The following is a 23,746-nucleotide window of genomic DNA, read 5'->3' as shown; positions in this document are numbered from 1 at the left end:
TTTCCCTTTCCGGCGAGTCCGACTCTATCAGATCCTTTCGGGCCTGATTCCCAGTCAGCGGGGTTTGTCTTCCCGGCCGTTGGGCCGTTCCGACGCTCAAACTCTAGCGGATTCTCCCGGCGGCTCATAATCGGGCCTTCGCAATGAATTCCGGCATGCCGAAATCATCCCGAGTGGGAGATCGTGCTGAAGATTAATTGCCGCGTTCGCGGCGGGATCGGCTGCCGCGGAACCGTTTCGGCTCCGTGACAACTCGGAGAACTTTACGGATCCACCAGGGGTGTGTCAACCCTCCCCTTGGGGCCTTCGGTCCAGGTCGGTGAGGCGGCCGCCGGCGTCCGGCTGGGCGTGCTCCACGCGGCGCAGGAGGCGGACCAGCAGCTCGCCGAGGACACCGCGTTCGTCGCCGGACAGGTCCTGGAGGAGGTCTTCCTCGAAGTCGGTCGCCATGCGCATCGCCTCGAGCCACTTCGTACGGCCCTCGTCCGTCAGCTCGACGATGACGCGGACCCGGTTGTTCTCGTCGCGGTCACGGGTGACCAGGCCCTCGCCCGCCATCCGGTCGACGCGGTGGGTCATCGCGGCCGGGGTGAGACCGAGGCGCTTCGCCAGTTCGCCGGGGCCCAGGCGGTAGGGGGCGCCCGCCAGGACCAGGGTCTTGAGGACCTCCCACTCGGCGTTGCTGATGCCGAGGGCGGCGAGCTGTCTTCCGTACGCGACGTTCATCCGGCGGTTCAGGCGGCCCAGCGCGGAGACGACCTGTTCGACCTGGAGGTCGAGGTCGCGGAACTCGCGCTGGTAGGCGGCGATCTGTTCGTCGAGGCTCGGCTCGTGGGGGCCGGGCTCCTCGGTGCTCTCAGACATGGCGGGCAGTATGGCACGCTCCCGCCACCCTTGAAGTCCTTCACCCTGTACTTTTCACCTTCTAAGTTTAGTGCTAAAGTCTTCGAGTCTGAGCTTCTTCGAACTTTGAGGTGGGTGAGTGTGACCAGGGAGATGGGCGCAGCGCTGCGGCGGATCCAGCTGGCCGGCGCGCTGAGCGCGTTCGGGCTCGGGTTCACCGTTCCGTATCTGTACGTCTATGTGGCGCAGGTACGGGATCTGGGTGCCGGGACGGCCGGGGTCGTTCTGGCGGCCTTCGCGATGGCGGCGCTGGCCGTTCTGCCGTTCACCGGGCGGGCCATCGACCGGCGGGGCCCGTTGCCCGTGCTGGTGGTGGCCTCCGCCCTGGCCTCCGCGGGTGCCGCCGCCCTGGGATTCGCGAGCAGCGTTCCGGCCGCCGTGCTGTCCGCCGCGGTCCTGGGCGCGGGCACCGCCGTCATGCAGCCGGCCCTGGCCACGATGCTCGTGTGGTGCTCCAGCGCCGCGACCCGTACGCGCGCCTTCGCCACACAGTTCTTCCTGCAGAACCTGGGGCTCGGCCTCGGCGGGCTCGTCGGCGGGCAGCTCGTGGACGTGAGCCGTCCGGCGAGCTTCACGACGCTCTTCCTGATCGAGGCCGCGATGTTCGTGGTGCTCGGGGTCACCGTGACCACCGTGCGCATGCCGCGACCTGCTTCGCTCGGCGGCGCCCGGCCGGCGGACGGGTCCGCCGCGAAGGGCGGCGGACTGCGGGCGCTGCTCTCGCACCGGGCCATGATGCAGCTGTGCGTGCTGGGGTTCGTGCTGTTCTTCGCCTGCTACGGGCAGTTCGAGTCCGGTCTGGCCGCATACGGCACGGAGGCCGCCGGGATCGAGCCCTCCACCCTCGGCTTCGCGCTGGCCGCCAACACCGCGGTCATCGTCGTGGCGCAGTTCGTCGTGCTGCGGCTCGTGGAGCGGCGGCGGCGCAGCCGGGTCATCGCCGCGGTCGGCCTGATCTGGGCGTTCGCCTGGATCGTGGCGGGCTACGCGGGGCTGGGCCACGGCAGCCAGACCATGGCGACGGCCGCGTTCATCTCGACGTACGCGCTGTTCGGGCTGGGTGAGGCGATGCTGTCGCCGACCGTCGCCCCACTGGTCGCCGATCTGGCGCCGGAGTCGATGGTCGGGCAGTACAACTCGGCGTTCGCCCTGTGCAAGCAGCTCGCGCTCGCGGTCGGTCCGGCCGTCGGCGGGCCGATGGGGGCCTCGCTGCACGGCCCGTACATCGTGACGTTCGTGCTGTTCTCGCTGGGCATCACGGTGCTGGCGCTGCGGCTGGGCCGTCGGCTCACCCCCGTACAGGACCAGCCGTCGTCGGCGGTCGTCCCGTCACGGGTGGTGGCGGTGTCACTGCCCGGCGGCGGAGACGTCGCGGAGACCGGAACTGCCGGGTCCGGGTCCACCCCGGGCTCCGTATCGGCCTCCGCGCCGACATCTGTTCCGGCCTCCGCGCCGGCGTCCACCCCGGCCTCCGCCGCCGCGGGTCACTGAGGGGTCGCCCTGCTCACCGCGGCAGGGCGAACTCGCACCAGACCGCCTTGCCGCCGCCCGGCGTACGCCTGCTGCCCCACGAGGTGGCGATCGAGGCGATGATCGAGATGCCGCGTCCCGCCTCGTCCGCCGGTTCGGCCTGGCGGCGGCGCGGCAGGTGGTCGTCGCCGTCGGTGACCTCGATGATCAGCCGGCGGTCCGTGCGGCGCAGGCCCAGGCGCATCGGCGGGGTGCCGTGCTGGAGGGAGTTCGCGACCAGTTCGCTGGTGGCGAGGACGCCCAGGTCGCGGAGCTCGACGGGGAAGCGCCAGGAGGTCAGGACTCCGGTGGCGAAGGCGCGGGCGCGCGGGGCCGCCTCGATTCCGCCGAGGAGATCGAGCGCGGCGTTGTGGAACAGCTCCGCGTCCGTTCCCGTACGGGCGGGGTGCTGGACCACCAGGACCGCCACGTCGTCGTCGTGCTCGGCGGTCACGCCGAGGGAGCGGATCAGCCGGTCGCAGACCACCTGCGGTGATCCCTTGGCGCCCGCGAGGGCGCGGGCCAGGGAGGCGACGCCCTCGTCGATGTCCTCGCTGCGCCGTTCGACCAGGCCGTCCGTATAGAGGGCCGCGGTGGAGCCGGGCGGCAGCGCGATGGTGCCCGAGGTGTGGACCCAGCCGCCGGTGCCGAGCGGGGGGCCGGTGGGGTCGGCGGCGCGGTGGACCGTGCCGTCCTCGTCGCGGACGAGGATCGGGAGGTGGCCGGCGGAGGCGTAGACGAGCTGTCCCTCGTTCGGATCGTGGACGGCGTAGACGCAGGTCGCGATCTGGCTGGGGTCGATCTCGGCGGCGAGGCCGTCCAGCAGCTGGATCACCTCGTGCGGCGGGAGGTCGAGCCGGGCGTAGGCGCGGACGGCGGTACGGAGCTGGCCCATCACGGCGGCGGCGCGGACCCCGCGGCCCATCACATCGCCGATGACCAGGGCGGTGCGGCCGGCGCCGAGGGTGATGACGTCGTACCAGTCGCCGCCCACCGCGGCGTCGGTTCCGCCGGGCTGGTAGGTGGCGGCGATGCGGAGGTCGTCGGGCTGTTCCAGCTCCTGCGGGAGCAGGGAGCGCTGGAGGGTGACGGCCGTTTCGCGGTGGCGGCGCTCGCTGGTGCGCAGGCGCTCGGCGGCTTCCGCGTGGTCGGTGACGTCGGCGGCGTACACGAGGACGCCGCCTCCTCCCTTGTCGTCGCCCTGGTCGCTTCCCCGGTTCCCTCCCTTGCCGTCCTCGTCGTCCTTCTCGCTCCCGTACTCCGTGGTGTCCCAGGCGGCGACCGGGGTGCAGGTCACGGTGTACGAGCCGCCCTCGGCGGTCCTGCGGGACTTGACCGTACGGGCGGTGCCGCTGCGCAGGACCTGGTCGAGCAGCGGGAGCACGCTGAGCTGGGCGAGCTCGGGCATGGCCTCGGCCGCGGGGACGCCGGACGGGCGGGGGCCGAACGCGGCCTCGTACGCGTCGTTGACATACGCGACGCGATGGTCCGGGCCGTGCAGCAGGGCGACGGGGGCGGGGAGCCGGCCGAGGATCTCGCGGGCGGAGAGGTCGTCGAGGGCGGGCCCGGGGAGGGCCTTCGTCGAGGCGGGGCCGGAGGGCGCCGGGGAGGCGTCGTCCGGCAGGGCGGGCGTGCCCTCCGGCCGGGCGTACTCGGCTCGGGCCGCCGGCACGGAACTACGGTCGTCCCGCGCGGCGGCTCGGCGCTGCGTTCCGGGAAGGCGGGCGCTCCAACGCGTGAAGTTCACGGTATTTCTGGCCTCGTGTGTCGGTCTGGTCCGCTCGGGCGGGCTGCTTCTTCTGCCGTGTTCGGGGGGCACCGGGGGCCGTACCCCCGGGAAGGCGCAGCCGGGCCTCGCCGTGCTGTTGGTGCGTTGCTGCTGGTCACTGTCGGTCACTGCCGAACGGGTCACTCTGTGCAGGCGTGGGCCCACCTATGGTCACACGTCCAGTGTGACCGACCGTACTGACAGTCGCCGCACCGCCGCCGGTCCGGCCCGCGGCCCAAGACCTCTGCCCGTGGCCCGTCAGCTGTTCGTCCGGCGGTCGTCCGGCGGTTCTCCGGGGCCTTTCGGGCGGCCGGGGCCGGGGATCCGCGGGGTGCCGGGGCCGCCCGCCGCGAGTTCGAACTCCGCACGGGGGTGCTCCAGCGAGCCGAGGGAGACGATCTCGCGTTTGAAGAGTCCGGACAGAGTCCATTCGGCAAGGACACGTGCCTTCCGGTTGAACGTCGGTACCCGGCTGAGGTGGTACGTACGGTGCATCAGCCAGGCGGGGTAGCCCTTGAGCTTGCGACCGTAGACATGGGCGACGCCCTTGTGCAGGCCCAGCGAAGCGACCGATCCGGCGTACGTGTGCCGGTATTCCTTGAGTGGCCGGCCGTCGACCGAGGCCAGGACGTTGTCGGCGAGGACCTTCGCCTGGCGTACCGCGTGCTGGGCGTTGGGGGCGGTCTCGCGGCCCGGTTCGGCGGCGGTCAGGTCGGGTACGGCCGCGGCGTCGCCGGCCGCCCAGGCGTGCGGCATGCCCTCGACTCCGAGCGTGGCGGTACAGCGGAGCCGGCCGCGTTCGGTGAGCGGCAGGTCGGTGGCGGCCAGCAGCGGGGCCGGTTTGACGCCCGCGGTCCATACGAGGGTGCGGGTGGGGAAGCGGGAGCCGTCGCTGAGGACGGCGACGCGGTCCTCGCAGGTTTCGAGGCGGGTGTCGAGGCGTACGTCGATGTTCCGGCCGCGCAGCTCGCCGATGGCGTACGTGCCCATGGCCTCGCCGACCTCGGGGAGGATGCGCCCGGAGGCCTCGACCAGGATCCATCTCAGGTCCGCCGGCTTGATGTTGTGGTAGTACCGCGCCGTGTAGCGGGCCATGTCCTCCAGCTCGGCCAGCGCCTCCACGCCCGCGTAGCCACCGCCGACGAAGACGAAGGTGAGAGCGGCGTCGCGGATCGCGGGGTCGCGGGTCGCTGAGGCGATGTCCATCTGTTCGATGACGTGGTTGCGCAGCCCGATGGCCTCCTCGACGGTCTTGAAACCGATGCCGAATTCGGCGAGGCCGGGGACGGGCAGGGTGCGCGAGACGGACCCGGGGGCGATGACGATCTCGTCGTACGCGATCTCCAGGGCTCCGGTGCCGTCCTCGCCGGTGGCGAGGGTGGTGACGGTCGCGGTCCGTTCGGTGTGGTCGATGTGCCGGGCCTCGCCGATGACGATCGTGCAGGCGTTCAGGACGCGGCGCAGCGGCACGACCACATGGCGCGGCGAGATCGATCCGGCGGCCGCTTCGGGGAGGAAGGGCTGGTACGTCATGTACGGCTCGGGCGTGACGACCACGATCTCGGCGTCGCCGCTCTTCAGTCTCTGCTTCAACTTCCGTTGGAGACGCAGCGCTGTGTACATCCCGACGTAGCCGCCGCCGACGACGAGAATGCGCACACCTGGCCGGGTGCCGGGGGTCGTCCCCCGGGAATCTGGAGCCATCACCACCCCATGACGCAACGGAGTCAGTGGTTTGTCCACAGGCCCGGCACATTGTGTGACCGGAGGATCCTCAACGGCAGTCGGGGCCCGTGGCCGGCGAGAAATGACAGCCGCGCAGGTCAGGCACTACGCACGGGGTGAGTGGGAGGCCGATGTTCCGGTGCTGGCCGGATCTTGGTCCGATCGGGGGGCGCCCCATGCGGAACTACCCCCTTCTGAATTGACGCGGGCTCAACTATGTTCGTAACCCGCCGGGGTGTCGGGTGCGGATTTCGTTGTGCTCCGCTCCCCGGCTGAAACGGCGGGAAGTCTCCGGGGGGAGACGTCATAACCGGGGGAAGTTATGCATATGCAGGATACGCATGGACAGGCTGCGCTCTCGCGGGCGTCCGAGGACCACGGACGCCTCGGCTCCGTGGGCGCGCTCGGCGTCATGAGCTCGGCGGACGCCGTTCGCTCGGCGGCCGCGGTGAGTGCCGCGGCGATGGGTTCGGCCAGTGCCGGACAGGCCCCGAACGGGGCGACGACGTCGGGAACAGCGATGTCGGGAACAGCGTCGGGAACAGCGGCGTCGGGGCCCGCGGGCGCGTCGCGCTCGGCTCCGCTGCGCGTCGACGCGCAGCGCAATCTGGAGCACGTGCTGCGGGCGGCGCGCGAGGTGTTCGGGGAGCTGGGTTACGGCGCTCCGATGGAAGACGTGGCACGTCGCGCGCGAGTCGGTGTGGGCACCGTCTACCGGCGGTTCCCGAGCAAGGACGTTCTGGTGCGCCGGATAGCCGAGGAGGAGACCTCCCGGCTGACCGAGCAGGCGCGTACGGCGCTGGGGCAGGAGGAGAAGCCCTGGTCGGCGCTCTCCCGCTTCCTGCGTACGTCGGTGGCGTCGGGTGCGGGCAGGCTGCTGCCGCCGCAGGTGCTGCGGGTCGGGGTCGAGGGGGAGGAGCCGGGTGCGCCGGCGGCTTCCGGGACGGCGTCGGCGCCGGGCGCGGCGGACGAGTCGCGTGTTCCGCAGCAGCGGCAGGGAGTGGGCCAGGACGATTGCCGCGTCGTGGGCCAGCGCTCCGGGGGCGTCGACGGGCTCGACGGCCTCGGTGAGGACACCGGCGCGGTCGAGCTGCTGGAGGTCGTGGGGCGGCTGGTGGACCGGGCACGGGACTCCGGTGAGCTGCGCCGGGACGTGACGGTGGCCGATGTGCTGCTGGTCATCGCCACGGCGGCTCCTTCGCTGCCGGACGCCGCTCAGCAGGCCGCGGCTTCGGCCCGGTTGCTGGACATCCTGCTGGAGGGTCTGAGGTCGCGGCCGGCGTGACGGCCGGGGCCGGGGCCCCGCACGTCCCGCCCGGCTGCTGATCCCGTATCGGTCCCGCATCGGGCCTTGGGCCTTGGGTCCTCGGGCTTTCCGCCCGCGCGTCCGACCGCGCGTCCGCCTGCGTCCGTCCGCCTCGCCGGCAGTGCTGGAGAGACGGACGCGCGGGCGGACGAACGGTGACCGGTACCGGGAGACGAATCAGCGGGGCTCATTCCCCGAAAGAAGGGCCTATGGCACTCGCATTCGAGAAGACGCCCCGGATGAGTGGTTGGCAGGGCTGAGAGGCCAACGCGATTGAGCCATGTGGCAGTCTTGGCCGGTATTCGGGTCCGAGGGTGTATACGGGGGCTTCCGCGATGAGCGGTAACGAGCAGCAGGAAGAGCCGCTCGGCGAGATCGCTGCGGCCGACAGGGACACCACCGCGGACGGGCCGGCCGCCGGGCAGGTGCCGACCCAGGCCGTACGCGGCGCGTCGGACGGTGAGGCCGACGGCGGCACCGTCCTGCCCGGCCCGTGGCCCGCCGCGGCCGGGGAGGACGTCTCCGGCGGCGCTGTCGCGCACGCGGTTCCGCAGCAGCGCGCGGGCCGCAGCGGCGCCCCTGATCTCGGGCTGTCCGACGCCCGGTTGATCGAGGACATGCGCAGTGGCGACGACCAGGCCTACGAGGAGCTGTTCCGGCGGCATTCGGGCGCCGTGCTCCGCTACGCCCGCAGCTGCTGCCGGGACGCGCACACCGCCGACGACCTGACGGCCGAGGTGTTCGCGCGCACGCTCCAGGCCGTACGGGGCGGAAAGGGGCCGACGGAAGCGGTCCGGGCCTATCTGATGACCGCCGTCCGCCATGTCGCCGCCGCCTGGACGAAGAGCGCGAAGCGTGAGCATCTGGTCGACGACTTCGCGGTGTTCGCCGCACAGGCCTCCCACTCATCCGAACTCTCCGACGACGACACCCTCGAACTCGGCGCCGACGTCCTCGCGATGCACGAGGCCGAGCGGACGATGGCGATGCGGGCGTTCCGGAGCCTCCCGGAGCGCTGGCAGGCGGTCCTGTGGCACACCACGGTGGAGGAGGAGTCGCCGAGCGAGATCGCCCCGCTGTTCGGCCTCACCGCCAACGCCACCGCCGTCCTGGCCAGCCGCGCCCGCGAAGGGCTCAAGCAGGCGTACCTCCAGGCGCACGTCAGCCAGGCGCTCACCACCGGCGGGGACTGCGCGCAGTACGCCGACCGGCTCGGCGCCCACGCCCGGGGCGGGCTGCGGACCCGGGCCGAGCGCGGGCTGCGCAAGCACCTCGACGAGTGCGCCAGGTGCCGGGTGGCCGCGGGCGAGCTGGACCATGTGAACGCCGGGATTCCGGCACTGCTGCCCGTCGCGGTCATCGGCTGGTTCGCCGCCGGGTATTCGCTCAAGGCCGCGGGCATCGTGGCCGGCGGCGCGGCCGGGGCCGCCGGAGCGGGAGCCGCTGCCGCGGCCACCGGGTCCGGCTCCACCGCTGGAGCCGCCGGGGGCGCCGCCGCCGAAGGGCTCGGCGCGCCCGCCAAGGCCGGGATCGCCGCCACCGTGGCCGTGGCCGCCGCGGCCGGTCTGGTGTGGGCGCTCATCGGCGACGACCAGCCGAAGCCGGAGCCCGGACCGGTCGCGAAACCTCCGGCCGTGGCACCCGCGGTGCCCACACCCCCGCCTCCGCCGCCGTCCCCGGAGCCGGCCCCGAAGCCGCCGGCCGCACCCGCGCCGCCCCCGCCTCCGGCGCCCGCCCCGTCCGAGCCGGCCCCGAGACCGACACCGACACCGAGCCCCACACCCTCGCCCGAGCCGCCCCCGGCGCCGAGCCCGCCGCCGTCCCCGAAGCCGACACCGCCGCCGAAACCCACGCCGCCCCCGCCCGCCCCGGAGGTGTACCAGGTCAGCGAGCTGGCGTACTCCGTGTTCGGCGACCACGCCGAGCCGGAAGTGGCGATGGGGCAGAGCAGTTGGGTCTGGCAGCGTTCGAACGTGTCCATCGCCTCCACGCGTTACGCGCACGGGGTGACCGTGCACGCCCGCTCCTCGGTGACCATCCAGCTGAACCGGCCGTGCACGCGCTACCAGGCCATGGTCGGGGTGGACGATCTGACCATGGGGCTCGGCGCGGTGCGCTTCTCCGTGTTCGACGGGGACGGGGCGCGGCTGTGGCGCTCCCCGGTGATGGAGGGCGGTGAGCCCGCCGTCCCGGTGAGTGTGGACATCTCCGGCCAGTCCTCGATCCGCCTCGTGGTGGAGCCGGAGACGCCGTTCGGAGCGGTGGCCCTGGCCGACTGGGCGGAATCCCGGATCAGCTGCGCCTGAGGCGCCCGGTCCGCGGTGCCCCGGTCCGCGGTATCCCGCGGGGTACCCCGGTCCGCAGGCTCCCGGTCCGAAGGCTCCTGGTCGCGGCTCCCCGGTGTCGTCTTCCGGTCAGGGCTGGAGCGTGCGCCGGGCGGGGATCACTCCGACCGCGACCGCGCGCCGGCGCGGAGCGGCCGTACCCGTCCAGCAGGTGCCGCGGCGGGCCAGCAGGCGGCGCAGCCACAGTTCGGTGGAGGCCAGGTCCGCCAGGCCGTCCAGGGGCAGCGGCTCGCCCTCGGATGCGGCGCGCAGGGCCCTGCGGACCACACGGGCCTCGACCAGGCCCGCGTCGGCCAGCAGCGGGGCGTCGAAGAGGGCCATCAGGTCGGGGAGCGCGATGCGCAGGCCGGTGCGGGTGACGGCGGTGGAGGTGGCCGGGGAGGGCGCGCCCCAGCCGGGCGGCAGATCGTGGATGCCCGCCCCGCCGAGCACCCGGCGCAGGATCGCGGCACGGGCGCCGGGCTGCACGCGGAGCGACTCGGGCAGGGCGCGGGCCGCCCGGACGACCTGGTTGTCGAGGAACGGGGCGTGCAGCCGCTGGCTGCGGATCTCCGCGGCCTGTTCCAGGATCCGGTGGTCGGCGGCCCCCCGGGCGAGGGCGGCACGGGCGCGGGCCTCCCCCGGGCGCTGCACGGAGGTGGGCCGGATCGCCGCCTCCTGGAGGCGAACCGATACTTCGGCCAGCGCCTCCCCCGTCAGCCAGCGCGCCGCGGGCCCCGGGCGCGACCAGGCGAGGGCGGCGAGCGAGGCGTCGGCGGGGGTCGCGAGGTCGGGGGCGTAACGGTTGGCGTCGGGGAGGAACCCGGCGGCGGACTCCAGGCCGGTGCGGTAGGACGTACGGGCCAGGCGGCGGGCGGCTCGGTAGACCGTCAGCGGGACGAACAGGGAGTGCGCCGTGGGGCCTTCGGCCTTGGTGAGGGCGGCGACGGGGCGCAGGAGGTGGCGTCTGCGCCGGTCCATCAGGAGGTCGGCGAGGCGGGCCGGGTGGGCGTCCAGGACCTGCCGGGCCCCGTGCCCGACGAGGTGGTCGGCGCTGCCCGCGGACAGCCGGCGGCGATGGCGTTCGGCGAGGACGAGGGAGGGGGCCGGTTCGTCGGTGAGCGCGCCGGTCTCCAGCGAGGCGTACGGCAGCGCCTCTTCGCCGGCCGCGACGACCACGTGGTGCAGGCGCGGGCCGGCGGCGATGGCGCGGGCCCGCTCCAGCTCGTCCTCGTTGCCGCGGGTGGTGAGGTCGTTGAAGGTGACGGCGAGCAGTCGCTCCCCCGCGCCGGTGCCGTGGCCGAGGAGGGTACCGGGCAGTCCCGGCAGCCCGGCGGCGAGCAGGGCGAGGGTGGCGGAGGCGCTGCCTCCGGAGAGGTCGGCGCCGATGCCCGCCACGGGGCCGCCCCGGGCCGCGCGCCGGTCGGCGGGGCCCATGCCGGGGACGGGCCCCGGGTCCGGCGGTGGGCTTTCCGGCGCATGGCGCGGGGCCGTGAGCCGGGCGCGTACGGCTTCGACGAGCGCGTCCCGTACGCCCTCCACGGCGTGCACCGGGTCGGCCTGGGGTGCGGCGACGGCGAGCGAGGCGACGGCTTCGTATCCGGTGATCTCCCGCGAGCCCTCCCGCAGGATGAGCGCGTGGCCCGGCGGGACCCGCTTCACGCCCACGTAGGGCGTGCCGTCGCCGAGTGCCTCGGGGGTCTCCGGGCAGGCCAGCAGGGCGGCGAGGTGCCCGATGTCGAGCTGGGCCTCGATGAGGTCGGCGAGCGGCAGGGCGGCGGTGGCGTAGGCGGTGCCGTTGGCCCAGGGGGTGTGGAAGACGGGCCGGGCTCCGGCCAGGTCGCCGGCGACGGTGATGCGGCGGCCGATCTGCACGACGGCGGTGTAACTGCCGGGCCAGGCGGTGAGGTGGCGCATCGCGCCGCCACGCGCGGCGAGCAGTCCGACGCGCAGCTGCTCGTCGGTGGCGCCGCAGCAGCCGAGGACCGCGAGGCGGGCGGTGGGCGCCCCTTCGGGGGTCGCGACGCCGATGACGCGGATCTCGTCGGGGCGCCAGTCGCCGACCGCCCACAGCGGATCCGGGTCTCCCCACAGGAGTTGGGAGCCCACCGGGTGAACCGTGCGCCCCTCTCCGCCGTTTCCGACGGCGCCGACGGTGCCGAAGCTCGCGGCGATACTGCTCCATCCCACCAACCAACGCATCGCCGCCTCCACAGGCTGTGGACAAACGGCGCACCTGAGAGACGGAACGCCGCTGCGGGACATGCTGCCACGACAACGCCGCAGGAGAGGGTGTACGGGCGGCGCACGCCGGAAGAGCATGCGCCCCTGGCAAAGGCCCGACATGACCTTCACCGTGCCGACAGCAACGGAACCGTGGATTCCGGGAGTTACGGGCCGGGCCGTCCGGGAGTTACGGGCCGGGCCGTCCGGGAGTCACGGGCCGGGCCGTCCGGTCTCCGCGCCGCCCCGGCCCGCCCTCATGGACGAGGAGGGGCGGCGCCGCCCGGAAACAGCGCCGATATCCGGCCACAGTCTGACCGTTGGCCAGACCCTCACCGGACCGTCACTATTCGGCCATTCTCTCGGAGTGTCACCACGCGCGTATACCGTGCCGCACGCCCCCTGGCCGCCCCTTCCACGCACAGTCCGGGAGGTGGGACTCACCTCCCGGACCGGTCCGCCGCCCGCGGGGAATTGGAGCGGCGGTTTCCCCCAGCCCACTGAGTCCAGTGCAGCGGGCCGACCCACGCGGTACCCAGACAAGCGTTCCGCCGGCGGCCGGGCCAGAGCGCACGGCCGGGCGCACGGCCACACACCGGGAGCACACCGCACCCCGGCCCGCGCGCCGCCGTGCGGGCGGCCCGGACCGCCCGCACGGACAACAATCCCGCCATCCGGACGTCTGCCTCTTAACGGTAGGGATCGGGAGAACTACGCTGTGTTTACTGGTGTTCTCGACAGGGGGCATATTCCTCGGGGCTCGGCCACATGCGTGTGCAGGTGGAGTACGGAGGTTCGAACCTGGGGAGGCATCGGTACGAATGCCGCGCGCCGCCCCCGGTGACGCGGCGGCTGTCTGTGTGTCGAGGGGTGGCGCATGTCCAGGGAGCAACGCGGGCCGAACGAGAAGCTCGGCACGGTTCTCGCCCTCGCGGGAATCAGTAACGCCGGGCTCGCCCGGCGGGTCAACGACCTCGGAGCACAGCGCGGTCTGACACTTCGCTACGACAAGACCTCGGTGGCCCGGTGGGTCGCCAAGGGGATGGTGCCGCAGGGCGCGGCGCCGCATCTCATCGCGGCGGCGATCGGGGCCAAGCTCGGCCGGCCGGTCCCGCTGCACGAGATCGGGCTCGCCGACGCGGACCCGGCCCCGGAGGTCGGCCTCGCCTTCCCCCGGGACGTGGGCGAGGCGGTCCGGTCCGCGACCGAGCTGTACCGGCTGGATCTGGCCGGGCGGCGGGGCGGCGGCGGGATCTGGCAGTCCCTGGCGGGATCGTTCTCGGTGAGCGCCTACGCGACGCCCGCCTCCCGCTGGCTGATAACCCCCGCCGATCCGTCGGTGGCCCGGGACCCGACGGCGGCACAGGCCGCGGTCCTCGGGGCGCGCGGCGGCGGACCCGACGGGCCGCCCGGTCCGGCGGCCCGCGGCACGGGGTCCGCACCGGACGCCCGGGGCGCACACGTCCTCCACACGCCCGGCGGCGCATCCGTCCTCCACGCTCCCGGCGGCGCGGCCGGCTCCGTCCCCGTACAGCCCGGACCGGAGACCGCGGCGGACGCCTCACCGCTGCGCGTCGGCCACAGCGATGTGACGAAGCTGCGCGAGGCGGCCCAGGACGCCCGGCGGTGGGACTCCAAGTACGGCGGCGGCGACTGGCGTTCCTCCATGGTTCCCGAGTGCTTACGCGTCGACGCCGCACCTCTGCTCCTCGGCTCGTACACCGACGAGGTCGGGCGGGCCCTGTTCGGCGCGTCGGCCGAGCTGACCCGGCTGGCCGGCTGGATGGCCTTCGACACCGGCCAGCAGGAGGCCGCCCAGCGCTACTACATCCAGGCCCTGCGCCTGGCCCGCGCCGCCGCCGACGTCCCGCTCGGCGGCTATGTCCTCGCCTCGATGTCCCTCCAGGCGACCTACCGCGGCTTCGCCGACGAAGGCGTCGACCTCGCCCAGGCGGCCGTCGAGCGCAACCGCGGCCTCGCCACCGCCCGCACCATGAGCTTCTTCCGGCTGGTGGAGGCCCGCGCCCATGCGAAGGCCGGCGACGCACCGGCAGCGGGGGCCGCGCTCAAGGGCGCGGAGAGCTGGCTGGAGCGGTCCCGGGCGGGCGACGCCGACCCGCCCTGGCTCGGTTTCTACGGCTACGACCGGTTCGCCGCCGACGCCGCCGAGTGCTACCGGGACCTGAAGGCCCCCCGCCAGGTGCGGCGCTTCACCGAGCAGGCGCTGTCCCGGCCGACCGAGGAGTTCGTCCGCAGCCACGGACTGCGGCTCGTCGTGTCCGCCGTCGCCGAGCTGGAGTCGGGCAATCTGGACGCGGCCTGCGCGGCGGGCACCCGGGCGGTGGAGGTCGCCGGCCGGATCTCCTCGGCCCGCACCATGGAGTACGTCCGCGATCTGCTCCACCGTCTGGAGCCGTACGGGGACGAGCCCCGCGTCGCCGAGCTGCGGGAGCGGGCCCGCCCGCTGCTGGTCACCCCCGTCTGAGCCGGGCGGCGAGGGCACGTCCGGCGAGGTGTGCGCCACGCCCTGCCCGGCTCGGGTTTGAGCCGGTTGTCAGTGGGTCAGTGCACTATCGGGGTGGGAGGTGGCGTGATGATGACGCACGCGGCGTACGACTGCGATGTGCTGGTGATCGGCGGCGGGATCGTCGGTCTGTCGACCGCGTATGCGCTTCTACGGTCCGCTCCGGGCACCCGGGTGACGGTCCTGGAGAAGGAGCGCGGCCCCGCCCGCCATCAGACCGGCCGCAACAGCGGCGTGATCCACAGCGGCATCTACTACCGCCCCGGTTCCCTCAAGGCCCGGTACGCGCTGCGGGGCTCCGCCGAGCTGGCGGACTTCTGCGCCGAGCACTCCATCGGCCATGCCACCACCGGCAAGCTGATCGTCGCCACCGAGCGCTCCGAGCTGCCCCGGCTGCACGGCCTGGTGCAGCGCGGCCGCGCGCACGGTCTGCCCGTGCGGGAGCTGGGCCCGGCGCAGATCGCGGAGTACGAACCGGAGGTCCGGGGCCTGGCGGCGATCCGGGTCGGCACGACGGGCGTCTGCGACTTCACCGCCGTCGCCACCCGCTTCGCGGCCGAGGTCACCGCGGCGGGCGGCATCGTGCGGTACGGCGCGGAGGTCACCGCGATAGACCGGCGCCCCTGGGGCGTGGCGGTGCGCACGGCGGACGGCCCGGTCGTGCGGGCCCGGGTGCTGGTCAACTGCGCGGGTCTCCACTGCGACCGGGTGGCCCGCCTCGCCGGGGACGACCCCGGGGTGCGGATCGTGCCGTTCCGGGGCGAGTACTACGCACTGGCCCGCCCCGAGCTGGTGCGCGGCCTGGTCTACCCGGTGCCGGACCCGGCCTTCCCCTTCCTCGGCGTCCACCTCACCCGGGGCTTCGACGGCTCCGTCCACGTCGGACCCAACGCTGTCCCCGCCCTGGCCCGCGAGGGATACGCCTGGCCGCAGGTCCGCCCCGCCGAACTGCTGTCCACGCTGAGCTGGCCGGGCACCTGGCACCTCGCCCGCCGGCACTGGCGGTACGGGGCGGGCGAGGTGCACCGCTCGCTGTCCCGGCCCGCCTTCACCCGGGCCGTCCAGCGGCTGCTGCCCGCCGTCACCGAGGAGGATCTGCGCCCGTCGCCCGCCGGGGTCCGGGCCCAGGCGGTGCTGAAGGACGGCACGCTGGTCGACGACTTCCTGATCCGCGAGGCCCCGCACACCGTGCATGTGCTCAACGCCCCGTCGCCCGCCGCGACGGCGTGCCTGCCCATCGGGCGGGAGGTGGCACGGCGTGCGCTGCGCCGGGCTCGGGAGGCGGGGTGGAAGCCGCCCGCCGTAGAATCCGGTCATTGTGTCTGAGCAGCCCCTGAACCCCACCCCCGCCACAGCCCCCGACGCCGCGGCCGTCGGCACGCACACCGACGCGGCCACGACCGGCTCCACGGCGGCCGACGCGCTTCCCGCCCCGCTCGCCGACGCCCCGGCCAACACCACGGCCGCCGCCGCGCTCGCCGACGCCCCGGCCGACCCGTCCGCCGCCGAAGACGCCGCCGCCCTGCGCGCCGCCTCCTTCGAGCGCGCGCGCCGGCTGCGCCAGGAGCCCCGCTTCCCCGGCGGCCCCGCCGCCGACCCGGCCGGCTCGCACCACGAGCGCCGGATCCGCAGCTTCCAGCCGCGCCGCAGCCGGGTCACGACCGGCCAGCAGGACGCCCTGGAGCGGCTGTGGCCGAAGTGGGGCCTGGACATCGACGGAAAGCGCGTCCTGGACCTGGCCGAGATGTTCGACGGTCTGCCCGTCGTCCTGGAGATCGGCTTCGGCATGGGCGAGGCCACCGCGCAGATGGCGGCCGACGACCCGGGCACCGGCATCCTCGCGGTCGACGTCCACACCCCCGGCCAGGGCAATCTGCTGGGCCTCGCGGACAAGGCGGGTTCGACCAACGTACGGGTGGCCAACGGCGACGCGATCATCCTGCTGCGCGAGATGCTGGCCCCCGAGTCGCTCGACGGCCTGCGGGTCTACTTCCCCGACCCGTGGCCCAAGGCCCGGCATCACAAGCGGCGCCTGATCCAGCCCGAGTTCCTGGACCTGGTGGCCCCGGTGCTGAAGCCCGGCGGAAGCGTCCACTGCGCGACCGACTGGGAGCCGTACGCCGAGCAGATGCTGGAGGTGCTCACCGCGCACCCCCGCTTCGAGAACACCGCGGCCGACGGCGGATACGCCCCGCGTCCCGCGTTCCGGCCGCTCACCCGCTTCGAGGGGCAGGGCCTGGACAAGGGGCACGTCGTCCACGACCTGCTGTTCGCCCGCGTCTGACCCACCCGCCGGTGGCCCGGACCTGGCCGGATGCGCCGTCGTCGGGTGTCAGTGCTCCTCGTTAGGGTCGAGGAGTGTCCGACCCCTCCGTGCAGCATCAGCAGGCGCGGCCCGCCGTCCCGGTCCTCCACGAGCAGCGGCTCGACGAGGCCCTGGGCGCCGCGCCGGAGCGTGGCCGAGCGCGTTACCGGCCGCGCCGCGTCGGCATGGTGTGGCGCAGCAGGGTGTTCCGCGCCGGGGCCGTGATCGTGGTGCTCGCGCTGTGCTGGCTGCTGATCCTGGCCCTCGTCCGCGAGCAGACCGGCCCGGAGGGGTTCCTCGTCGGCCTGGGCCTGGCGGTGCTTCCGGTGCCGCTCCTGATGGCCGCCTTCCGCTGGCTCGACCGGGTCGAGCCGGGCCCCTGGCGGAATCTGCTGTTCTCCTTCGCCTGGGGCGCGTGCGCCGCCGCACTCGTCGCGATCATCGCCAACTCGTTCGCGACGCGCTGGATAGCCACCGCGACGGCCGACCCGGCGAGCGCCGACACCCTGGGGGCGACGGTGATCGCCCCCGTGGTCGAGGAGAGCGCGAAGGCGGCGGCCGTGCTGCTGATCTTCCTGTTCCGCAGACGGGAGTCCGGCGGGGTGGTGGACGGTATCGTCGTCGCCGGGTTCACCGCGACGGGCTTCGCGTTCACCGAGAACATCCTCTATCTGGGCAACGCCTTCGGCGAGGACCAGCAGCTGGGCAGCTCCGGGTTCGCCTCGGTGACGGCCGGGACGTTCTTCGTGCGGATCGTGATGTCGCCGTTCGCGCACCCCCTGTTCACCGTCCTCACCGGCCTCGGCTTCGGCTTCGCGGCCGTCAGCGCCCGCCGCCACCGCTTCCGCCGGATCGCCCTGCCGCTGCTGGGGCTGCTCCTGGCGATGGGGCTGCACGCCCTGTGGAACGGCTCGTCGTCCTTCGGCCCGTACGGCTTCTACGCGGTGTACGGCATCGTCATGGTCCCGGCGTTCGGCCTGGTGACCTGGCTGGCGGTCTGGTCGCGCCGGCGGGAGCTGCGCACCCTGGCCGCCGAGCTGCCCGCGTACGCGGCGGCCGGCTGGCTCACCCCCGCCGAGCCGTCGGCGCTCTCCTCCATGCGGGCCCGGGGCGTGGCCCGCGACCTGGCCCGCCACTGGCAGCCGGACCGGACCCGGGGCCGGGCGGCGGCCCGCGCGGTCGCGGAGTACGAGTCGTTCGCGACCACCCTTGCGGGTCTGCGCCGCCGGGCCCGCCAGGGCGCGGTGGGTCCGGACTTCGGCGCGCGGGAGCGGGAGTTGCTGCACCATCTCTGGCAGCGCCGGGAAGTCGCGGCCCCGGCCCTCACCCACGCGGCCCGCCTCACCTCCCACCCTGGCTTCCATCACCACCGCAACCCCCCGATGCCGCACGGAAACGGGTACGGGCAGGGATACGGCGGGTACGGACACGAGCAGAGGCAGGGATACGGATACGGACACGGGCAGGGGTACGGGTACGGGTACGGGTACGGGCAGGCGTACGGGTACAGCGGCCCGGTCCCGCAGCCGCCCCCATCCCCCTACTCCTACCCGCCGCCCCAGCCGTACGGCAGCGCACCGCCCACCCACCGACTCCCGCCTCCGCCCCCGCCGCCGCCGCAGTAGCGTCGGCGACGGACGGCAGGGATGGTCTCAGGCCGACGCCTCGGTGAGCAGGGCGAGTTCCCGGTCCGTCAGCCGCAGATCGGCGACCGCGACGAGGGCGGGGAGCTGCTCGACCGTACGGGCGGAGGCGATCGGGGCGGCGACGGTCGGCTGCGCGGCGAGCCAGGCGAGGGCGACCGTCGCGATCTCGGCGTTGCGTTCCCCGGCGACCCGGTCGAGGGCGGCCAGCACCCTGCGGCCCTGCTCCGACTCCAGATGGCCGCCCGCCTTCGCGGAGCGGACGCTCTCCACCTTCGTACCGGGGCGGTACTTGCCGGTGAGGAAACCGGAGGCGAGCGCGTAGTACGGGACGGCGGCGAGGCCGGCGCGGGCCGCGGTGTCCTGGAGGGCGCCCTCGTAGGTGTCGCGGGAGACCAGGTTGTAGTGGGGCTGGAGCGCGACGTACCGGGCGAGGCCCTCGCGCTCGGAGAAGTCCAGGGAGGCCCGCAGGCGCTCGGGGCTGATGTTGGAGGCGGCGATGTGCCGCACCTTGCCGTCCTTCACCAGCTGGTCGAGGGCGGTGATGATCTCCTCGACCGGGACGGTCTCGTCGTCGAAGTGCGTGTAGTAGAGGTCGATGTGGTCGGTGCCGAGCCGGCGCAGCGAAGCCTCGGCGGCGCCCTTGATCGTGCCGGCGGCCAGGCCACGGTGGTCGGGGTGGGCGCCGGCCTTGGTGGCGACGACGATGTCGGACCGGTTGCCGCGGGAGGCGAGCCACCTGCCGATGACGGTCTCCGACTCGCCGCCCTCGTTGCCCTCGACCCAGGCGGAGTACGCGTCAGCGGTGTCGATGAAGTTGCCGCCGGCCGCGACGTACGCGTCCAGGACGGCGAAGGACTACTGCTCGTCCGCCGTCCAGCCGAAGACGCTGCCGCCGAGGGCGAGGGGGAAGACCCGGAGGCCCGAGGTGCCGAGAGTGCGCGCGGAAGTCATGTGAGGGTCCAACGGGGTGGACGGTGGGCGGTATTCCTCATTCCTCCACCGCCGCGCGACCGTACCTCCCCACCTCCACCGGGAAGGAACCGTGTCGCCCAGGAACCATGCCCCCCAAGGAACCGTGCCGTCCCCGGAACCGTGCCGTCCCCGGACAGACCGGCAGCCCTGGCGTCGGGGGGTGTGCGTCAGGGCTGCCGGAGTTTCGGGGTGGCGACGAAGGACGTCGGCCGGGGGGCCGGGGGTTTCAGACGTTCAGGCCCTTGCTGTTCAGCCAGGCCATCGGGTCCATCGCGGAACCGCCCGCGGTGCGGACCTCAAGGTGGAGGTGGACGCCGGTCACGTTGCCGCTGTCGCCCATCCGGCCGATGGTCTGGCCCGTGGTGACCTTCTGGCCGACGGAGACCTCGATCGAGGACTGGTGGGCGTACCAGATCTCGGTTCCGTCCTCCAGCTGGAGCACCGTGCGGTAGCCGTACGAACCGGAGTAGCCGGCCGACGTGATCGTGCCGCTGTGCACGGCCTTGAGCGGCGCACCGGCCGACCCGGCGAAGTCGAGACCGGTGTGCTGGCCGGAGGACCAGAGCGCGCCGGACTGACCGTAGGTCGAGGTGATCGTGTACGAGAAGGTGGGGAGGGAGTAGCTGGCGGCGAGCTTGGCGAGCCGCTCGGCCTCCTTCTTCTTCTCCGCCGCTTCCTCCGCCGCCTTCTTCTTCGCGGCGGCTTCCGCCTCGGCCTGGTCCTGCTGCTTCTTGGCCTCCTGCGCCGCCTTCTCGGCCGCGGCGTTCTCGGCGGTGGCCTTGGCCTCGGCGTCGGCGCTGGCCTGCTGCTGCTCGGCCTGCTGGAGGATCCGGGCGCGCAGGGCCTCGCCCGCGTCGGTGGCGCCCTGCTCGGCCTCGGCGCTGGTGAGACCGGCGGTGGTGAGCGGCGCGGACGAGGCGACCGGGGCCGTCTCCGCGTCGTCCGACATGAAGGACCCGACGCCGGGAAGAGACGTGGCGTCGGGGAGGTTGTCCGAGATGGAATCGGGAAGAGTGATGGAGACCGGCGCCTTGTCCTGCGCGGTGGCCATGCCGCCCGCACCGACGGCCGCTATGACGCCGACTCCGAGGACGGTGGAACTACGGGCCAGACCACGCTGCTTGGACACGCGGTGCCTGCCGCGCACGGGACGGATGGACTCCTCGGTGGGGTTCCACTCTTCCCAGGACCGCTCCGCGCCACCGAAGGTGTCGGCACTGAAGGGTGACGGGGCCTCAGGGGCAGGCTTGTTGGACGCCACGTGGGCGCACTCCTTTCCTTCCTTCTCGCCTACCGGGTTAGCTGACGGGTTCGGAGCAGGAAGGTCTCCTACGGGCCCCTCCGTCTCTCACGAGACACAGGCGTCCGATTCACCCCATGTAGGTGGTTCCCCGGTTCCCTTGCGGAATTCGGCGCTCGCGCGCGGCGCCGTCTCTGACGACGACTGTGACGACCGCGCTGCGTTATCGAACGTTAATAGAAGCATGTGCCCAATTCCAAGCTGTTCCTGTTGATCATTAACGAACACAGCAGGGATATACAGGTCACAAGCGGGTGGAATCGGGCGACTTGACCGAGCCTCAGCCGCACCTCATTTTCTGACGGTATGTCAAATGTTATGCGGAGCGGTGCCCTTCAGTTACGCACCGTGTCATCGCCCCGGCCCACGATCCTCACCGTCGTCCGGCGCACGGGCTGCCCCTCCGCCGGCCGGGCGACCGCGATCAGCGCCATGTCGTCCGTGGTCCGCCCCCCGGTGTGCAGCCGTACGTCGTCGGTCAGCGCCGACAGCAGCTCCTCCGGCCCCGGGAAGATCCGGCCGCGCAGCCGGGCCGCCGGATCGTAGAAGACCCCGTTCGCGTCCCGGGCCTCCGACAGGCCGTCCGTGAAGGCGAGGAGCGTCGCCCCTGCGGGCATCGCCCACTCGTCGGCCCGGTCCGGCCACACCCCCAGGTCCATCCCCAGCGGCAGCGCGGGCACCGAGGGCGCGAGCTCCTCCAGGGCGCCGTCCGCGTACAGCAGGATCGGCTCGGGGTGACCGCGGTTGACGAGGCGCAGCGAGGCCGAGCCGGGCGGGATCTCGGCCAGCACGGCGGTGATGAACCCCTCCATGGCGTCCAGCCCGTACCGCCGCGTCCCCTCCCGTGCCAGCGCCCGCTCCAGCCGCTGCGCGACGCCCTCCAGCGAACGCTCCTGCTCTGCGGCCTCCCGGAACGCCCCGATGATCACCGCCACCGCCTCCACGGCGCCCAGCCCCTTGCCGCGTACGTCGCCGACCACCACGCGTACCCCGTACGGGGTGTCCGCGACGGCGAACAGGTCGCCGCCCACGAACTCGTCCGCCTGCGCCGCCTCGTACCGCGCCGCGACCTGGAGCCCGCCGATCCGCTCGGCCGGCGTCGGCAGCACGGCCCGCATGGCGGTCTCCGCGATGACCCGGGCCGAGGCCAGCTGCTCGTTGCTGCGCCGCACGACCCCGTTGATGACGATGGCGAGCACCGAGGCGGTGAGCACGGTGATCATCTCGATGACGGGGACCACCTGGGTGGACGTCCCGTCGGCGAGCCGCATCGCGATGACGGAGAGGAGCGCGGCGATGTCGGTGCGGACGGTCCGGGACAGCGAGAAGAACGGTGCGGCGATCAGCGGGGCCGCGACGAACAGGGGAACGGCGGTGAAGTTGGGCGGGGACAGTGAGTCGAACACCAGCCCGCCGACGATCAGCAGGGCGGGCAGCATCCGGACGAACCGGCGTGACCCCCGGCTGCCGGGCGTCACATTGCCCTCCGGAGACCCGAACACCGCACGGCCCACGGCGTCGATGCTCCCCGCCGTGCCGCTACGCCGTCTCTCGGCCATCCCCACCTGTGCACTCCTGCCCGGTCCACCCACGGCTGCGGACGGTACCGCGCCCGGTCCAGGCTTCCCGGAGCCGCGCCGGGCGGCGACCGGGCATCGGCCGAATAGGGGGAAGCGGACGGCAGCCCGGCCCTTGGCGGTCAGTCGGAGAGCCGGTGTTCCGCGTAGACCGTCAGCGCGTCCCGTACGAAGGCGGCGGTGCCGTCCCCGTGGCGATCGTAGTTCTTCGCGAAGCGGGGATCGGCGGCATACATCTCCCCGAGCCCGATCACGTACGAGCGGCTGGGCTCCCTGGCCGACGACAGCCATGCGCAGTGCCGACGGGCGAGCTCCTGCGCCTCGGCCCCCTCCGCGGCGAGCCCGGCCTCCCTGGCCCGCCCCCAGTCGCGCGCGAGGGCCTCGTGCTCGTCCTGGAACGCCCGCTTCTCCCGCTCCCCGAGCGAACGCCACCAGCGGTCGCCCTCCTCGTACGCGTCCCGGCCCCAGCGCTCGGTCACCTCCTGCTCGTGGGCGGTGTGGTCGAAACCGTCGAACACTTCGTCGGCCATGAGTTCCATCCCCTCCTGGGTCTTGTGGAGAGTGGTCCGCACCGAGGCGATCTGCCGCCCGATGCGCGCCTGCTCCTGTTCGAGCAGCCGCAGATGCGCCCGCAGCGCCACCGCCGTGTCCCGCTGCCCCGCGAGCACGTCCTTGATGGCGGGCAGCGACAGTCCGAGCTCCCGCAGCAGCAGGATGCGCTGCAGCCGGACGAGGGCGTCCTGGTCGTAGTAGCGGTAGCCGTTGCTCCCGATCCGGCTCGGCGTGAGGAGACCGAGGTCCCCGTAGTGCCGGAGCGTGCGGCTCGTGGTGCCGGCTTTTCTGGCGATTTCCTGAATGGACCACTCCATGCCGGAAACGCTAGATCTTTACGCTGCGTCAAGGTCAAGCCGGAACATCGCGGCACCGGAAAACGACTCGGGCCCGGCACGCTGTGCGTGCCGGGCCCGGGTCTTCAGTAGCGGGGACAGGATTTGAACCTGCGACCTCTGGGTTATGAGCCCAGCGAGCTACCGAGCTGCTCCACCCCGCGTCGGTAGACACAACTCTACGGCATTCCCGGCGCGCCTCTGACCAGTTACGGCGAGCGGTACCTCACCTCCGCGCCGGGCTCCGCCTGATCACCGGCGGCCACACCCGACATCCCCGGCCCGGCCCCGTACGAGCGGCCTCGGACAAGCGGCCCCTCACAGCGAAACGCCTCGTCCTGCCGGAGCAGGCCGAGGCGTTTCGTGTCGGGCCGGAGGGGGTTCCTCCGGGCCCGGTGACCAGTAGGCCGTGTGGGACTCGAACCCACAACCAACGGATTAAAAGTCCTGGCCGGGAGCGGGTAGGTGGTGCCGGGCTATGTTGCGTTGTCCCGGACTGCCTGGTCGGACGGGGTGGGCAGTGCCGCGTGGTCCGGACGGAAGCGGGCTCTGCCAGAACGTCCGCTCACGCATCGCTCACGCAGCAGCGGCTCCTTGAGCTGTAGCACTGTTCCGCAAGGGCGACGGGCCTTGGCTGGCCTAACCCAGCCCATGTCTCGGGCTACGACTTCCACACGCCCTGCTAGGGCCTGTATCCAGTTGTGATCAATGGATGGTCCGCGCGAGGTCCTTGATCCAGATCATGGAGGCGCGGAGATGGAGTCCGGCGAGGTAGCT

14 protein-coding genes, 1 tRNA gene, 1 pseudogene and 1 riboswitch are annotated in these 23,746 nt (G+C 73.1%); of the genes and pseudogenes, 7 read left to right on the top strand and 9 right to left on the bottom strand.

Annotation, left to right across the window (positions count from 1 at the left end; translation table 11 throughout):
• Nucleotides 1–285 precede the first annotated feature (285 nt).
• Entirely contained in the window at nt 286–864 is a 579-nt protein-coding gene (locus ACGF2Y_RS35515; protein WP_392955947.1) for a MarR family winged helix-turn-helix transcriptional regulator, read from the bottom strand.
• Nucleotides 865–996: 132 nt separating this feature from the next.
• On the opposite strand from ACGF2Y_RS35515, the gene ACGF2Y_RS35510 reads away from it, so the two are divergent.
• A complete protein-coding gene (locus ACGF2Y_RS35510; RefSeq protein WP_392955950.1) occupies nt 997–2,394 on the top strand; it encodes an MFS transporter in 1,398 nt (465 codons plus the stop codon).
• Nucleotides 2,395–2,407: 13 nt separating this feature from the next.
• Here the strand turns inward: ACGF2Y_RS35510 and ACGF2Y_RS35505 are convergent, their stop codons facing one another.
• Entirely contained in the window at nt 2,408–4,159 is a 1,752-nt protein-coding gene (locus ACGF2Y_RS35505) for a SpoIIE family protein phosphatase (protein WP_392955944.1), read from the bottom strand.
• Nucleotides 4,160–4,438: 279 nt separating this feature from the next.
• Nucleotides 4,439–5,884 (bottom strand): NAD(P)/FAD-dependent oxidoreductase, encoded by a 1,446-nt coding sequence (locus tag ACGF2Y_RS35500; RefSeq protein WP_392955942.1) that lies wholly within the window; start codon nt 5,882–5,884, stop codon nt 4,439–4,441.
• Nucleotides 5,885–6,227: 343 nt separating this feature from the next.
• Here ACGF2Y_RS35500 and ACGF2Y_RS35495 point away from each other — a divergent pair, with 343 nt between their 5' ends.
• A complete protein-coding gene (locus tag ACGF2Y_RS35495) occupies nt 6,228–7,190 on the top strand; it encodes a TetR/AcrR family transcriptional regulator (protein WP_392955939.1) in 963 nt (320 codons plus the stop codon).
• A 356-nt stretch (nt 7,191–7,546) separates the two neighbouring features.
• The gene (locus ACGF2Y_RS35490) at nt 7,547–9,517 is read left to right on the top strand and encodes a sigma-70 family RNA polymerase sigma factor (protein ID WP_392955936.1); all 1,971 of its coding nucleotides are present in this window, start codon (nt 7,547–7,549) and stop codon (nt 9,515–9,517) included.
• 108 nt (nt 9,518–9,625) lie between these two features.
• Here the strand turns inward: ACGF2Y_RS35490 and ACGF2Y_RS35485 are convergent, their stop codons facing one another.
• Nucleotides 9,626–11,737, bottom strand: coding sequence for an asparagine synthase-related protein (locus ACGF2Y_RS35485; RefSeq protein WP_392955933.1), 2,112 nt, complete (start codon nt 11,735–11,737; stop codon nt 9,626–9,628).
• Between the two features lie 898 nt (nt 11,738–12,635).
• Between ACGF2Y_RS35485 and ACGF2Y_RS35480 the strand changes: the two genes are divergently transcribed.
• The 4 genes from ACGF2Y_RS35480 (at nt 12,636) to ACGF2Y_RS35465 (ending at nt 18,212) form a co-directional block, all read left to right on the top strand.
• A complete protein-coding gene (locus ACGF2Y_RS35480) occupies nt 12,636–14,243 on the top strand; it encodes a sporulation protein (protein ID WP_392955930.1) in 1,608 nt (535 codons plus the stop codon).
• 108 nt (nt 14,244–14,351) lie between these two features.
• Nucleotides 14,352–15,608: an L-2-hydroxyglutarate oxidase gene (gene lhgO, locus ACGF2Y_RS35475; protein ID WP_392955927.1), complete on the top strand. Its 1,257-nt coding sequence runs from the start codon at nt 14,352–14,354 to the stop codon at nt 15,606–15,608.
• Nucleotides 15,601–16,566: a tRNA (guanosine(46)-N7)-methyltransferase TrmB gene (trmB, locus tag ACGF2Y_RS35470; RefSeq protein ID WP_392955925.1), complete on the top strand. Its 966-nt coding sequence runs from the start codon at nt 15,601–15,603 to the stop codon at nt 16,564–16,566. The genes lhgO and trmB overlap by 8 nt, the downstream gene beginning before the upstream one ends.
• A gap of 74 nt (nt 16,567–16,640) precedes the next feature.
• On the top strand, nt 16,641–18,212 hold the full coding sequence (locus tag ACGF2Y_RS35465) for a PrsW family intramembrane metalloprotease (RefSeq protein WP_392955922.1): 1,572 nt from the start codon (nt 16,641–16,643) through the stop codon (nt 18,210–18,212).
• A 27-nt stretch (nt 18,213–18,239) separates the two neighbouring features.
• On the opposite strand, the pseudogene ACGF2Y_RS35460 reads toward ACGF2Y_RS35465, so the two are convergent.
• From ACGF2Y_RS35460 to ACGF2Y_RS35440, 5 genes and pseudogenes are all read right to left on the bottom strand, one after another.
• Nucleotides 18,240–19,184: pseudogene (locus ACGF2Y_RS35460) on the bottom strand (aldo/keto reductase).
• Nucleotides 19,185–19,431: 247 nt separating this feature from the next.
• Nucleotides 19,432–20,466: a M23 family metallopeptidase gene (locus tag ACGF2Y_RS35455; RefSeq protein WP_392955920.1), complete on the bottom strand. Its 1,035-nt coding sequence runs from the start codon at nt 20,464–20,466 to the stop codon at nt 19,432–19,434.
• Between the two features lie 11 nt (nt 20,467–20,477).
• A riboswitch (cyclic di-AMP (ydaO/yuaA leader) is annotated at nt 20,478–20,630 on the bottom strand.
• A gap of 210 nt (nt 20,631–20,840) precedes the next feature.
• Nucleotides 20,841–22,064, bottom strand: a complete 1,224-nt coding sequence (locus ACGF2Y_RS35450) for a PP2C family protein-serine/threonine phosphatase (protein ID WP_392955917.1) — start codon at nt 22,062–22,064, stop codon at nt 20,841–20,843.
• A gap of 140 nt (nt 22,065–22,204) precedes the next feature.
• Complete coding sequence (locus tag ACGF2Y_RS35445) at nt 22,205–22,951, bottom strand: MerR family transcriptional regulator (protein WP_392955915.1); 747 nt, start codon at nt 22,949–22,951, stop codon at nt 22,205–22,207.
• 108 nt (nt 22,952–23,059) lie between these two features.
• A tRNA-Met gene (locus ACGF2Y_RS35440) sits at nt 23,060–23,133 on the bottom strand.
• Between the last annotated feature and the right edge of the window lie 613 nt (nt 23,134–23,746).

It is taken from the genome of Streptomyces sp. NPDC048142, from assembly GCF_043202835.1.
Taxonomy (GTDB): Bacteria; Actinomycetota; Actinomycetes; order Streptomycetales; family Streptomycetaceae; genus Streptomyces.
This window is presented reverse-complemented; position numbering and strand designations above follow the sequence as displayed.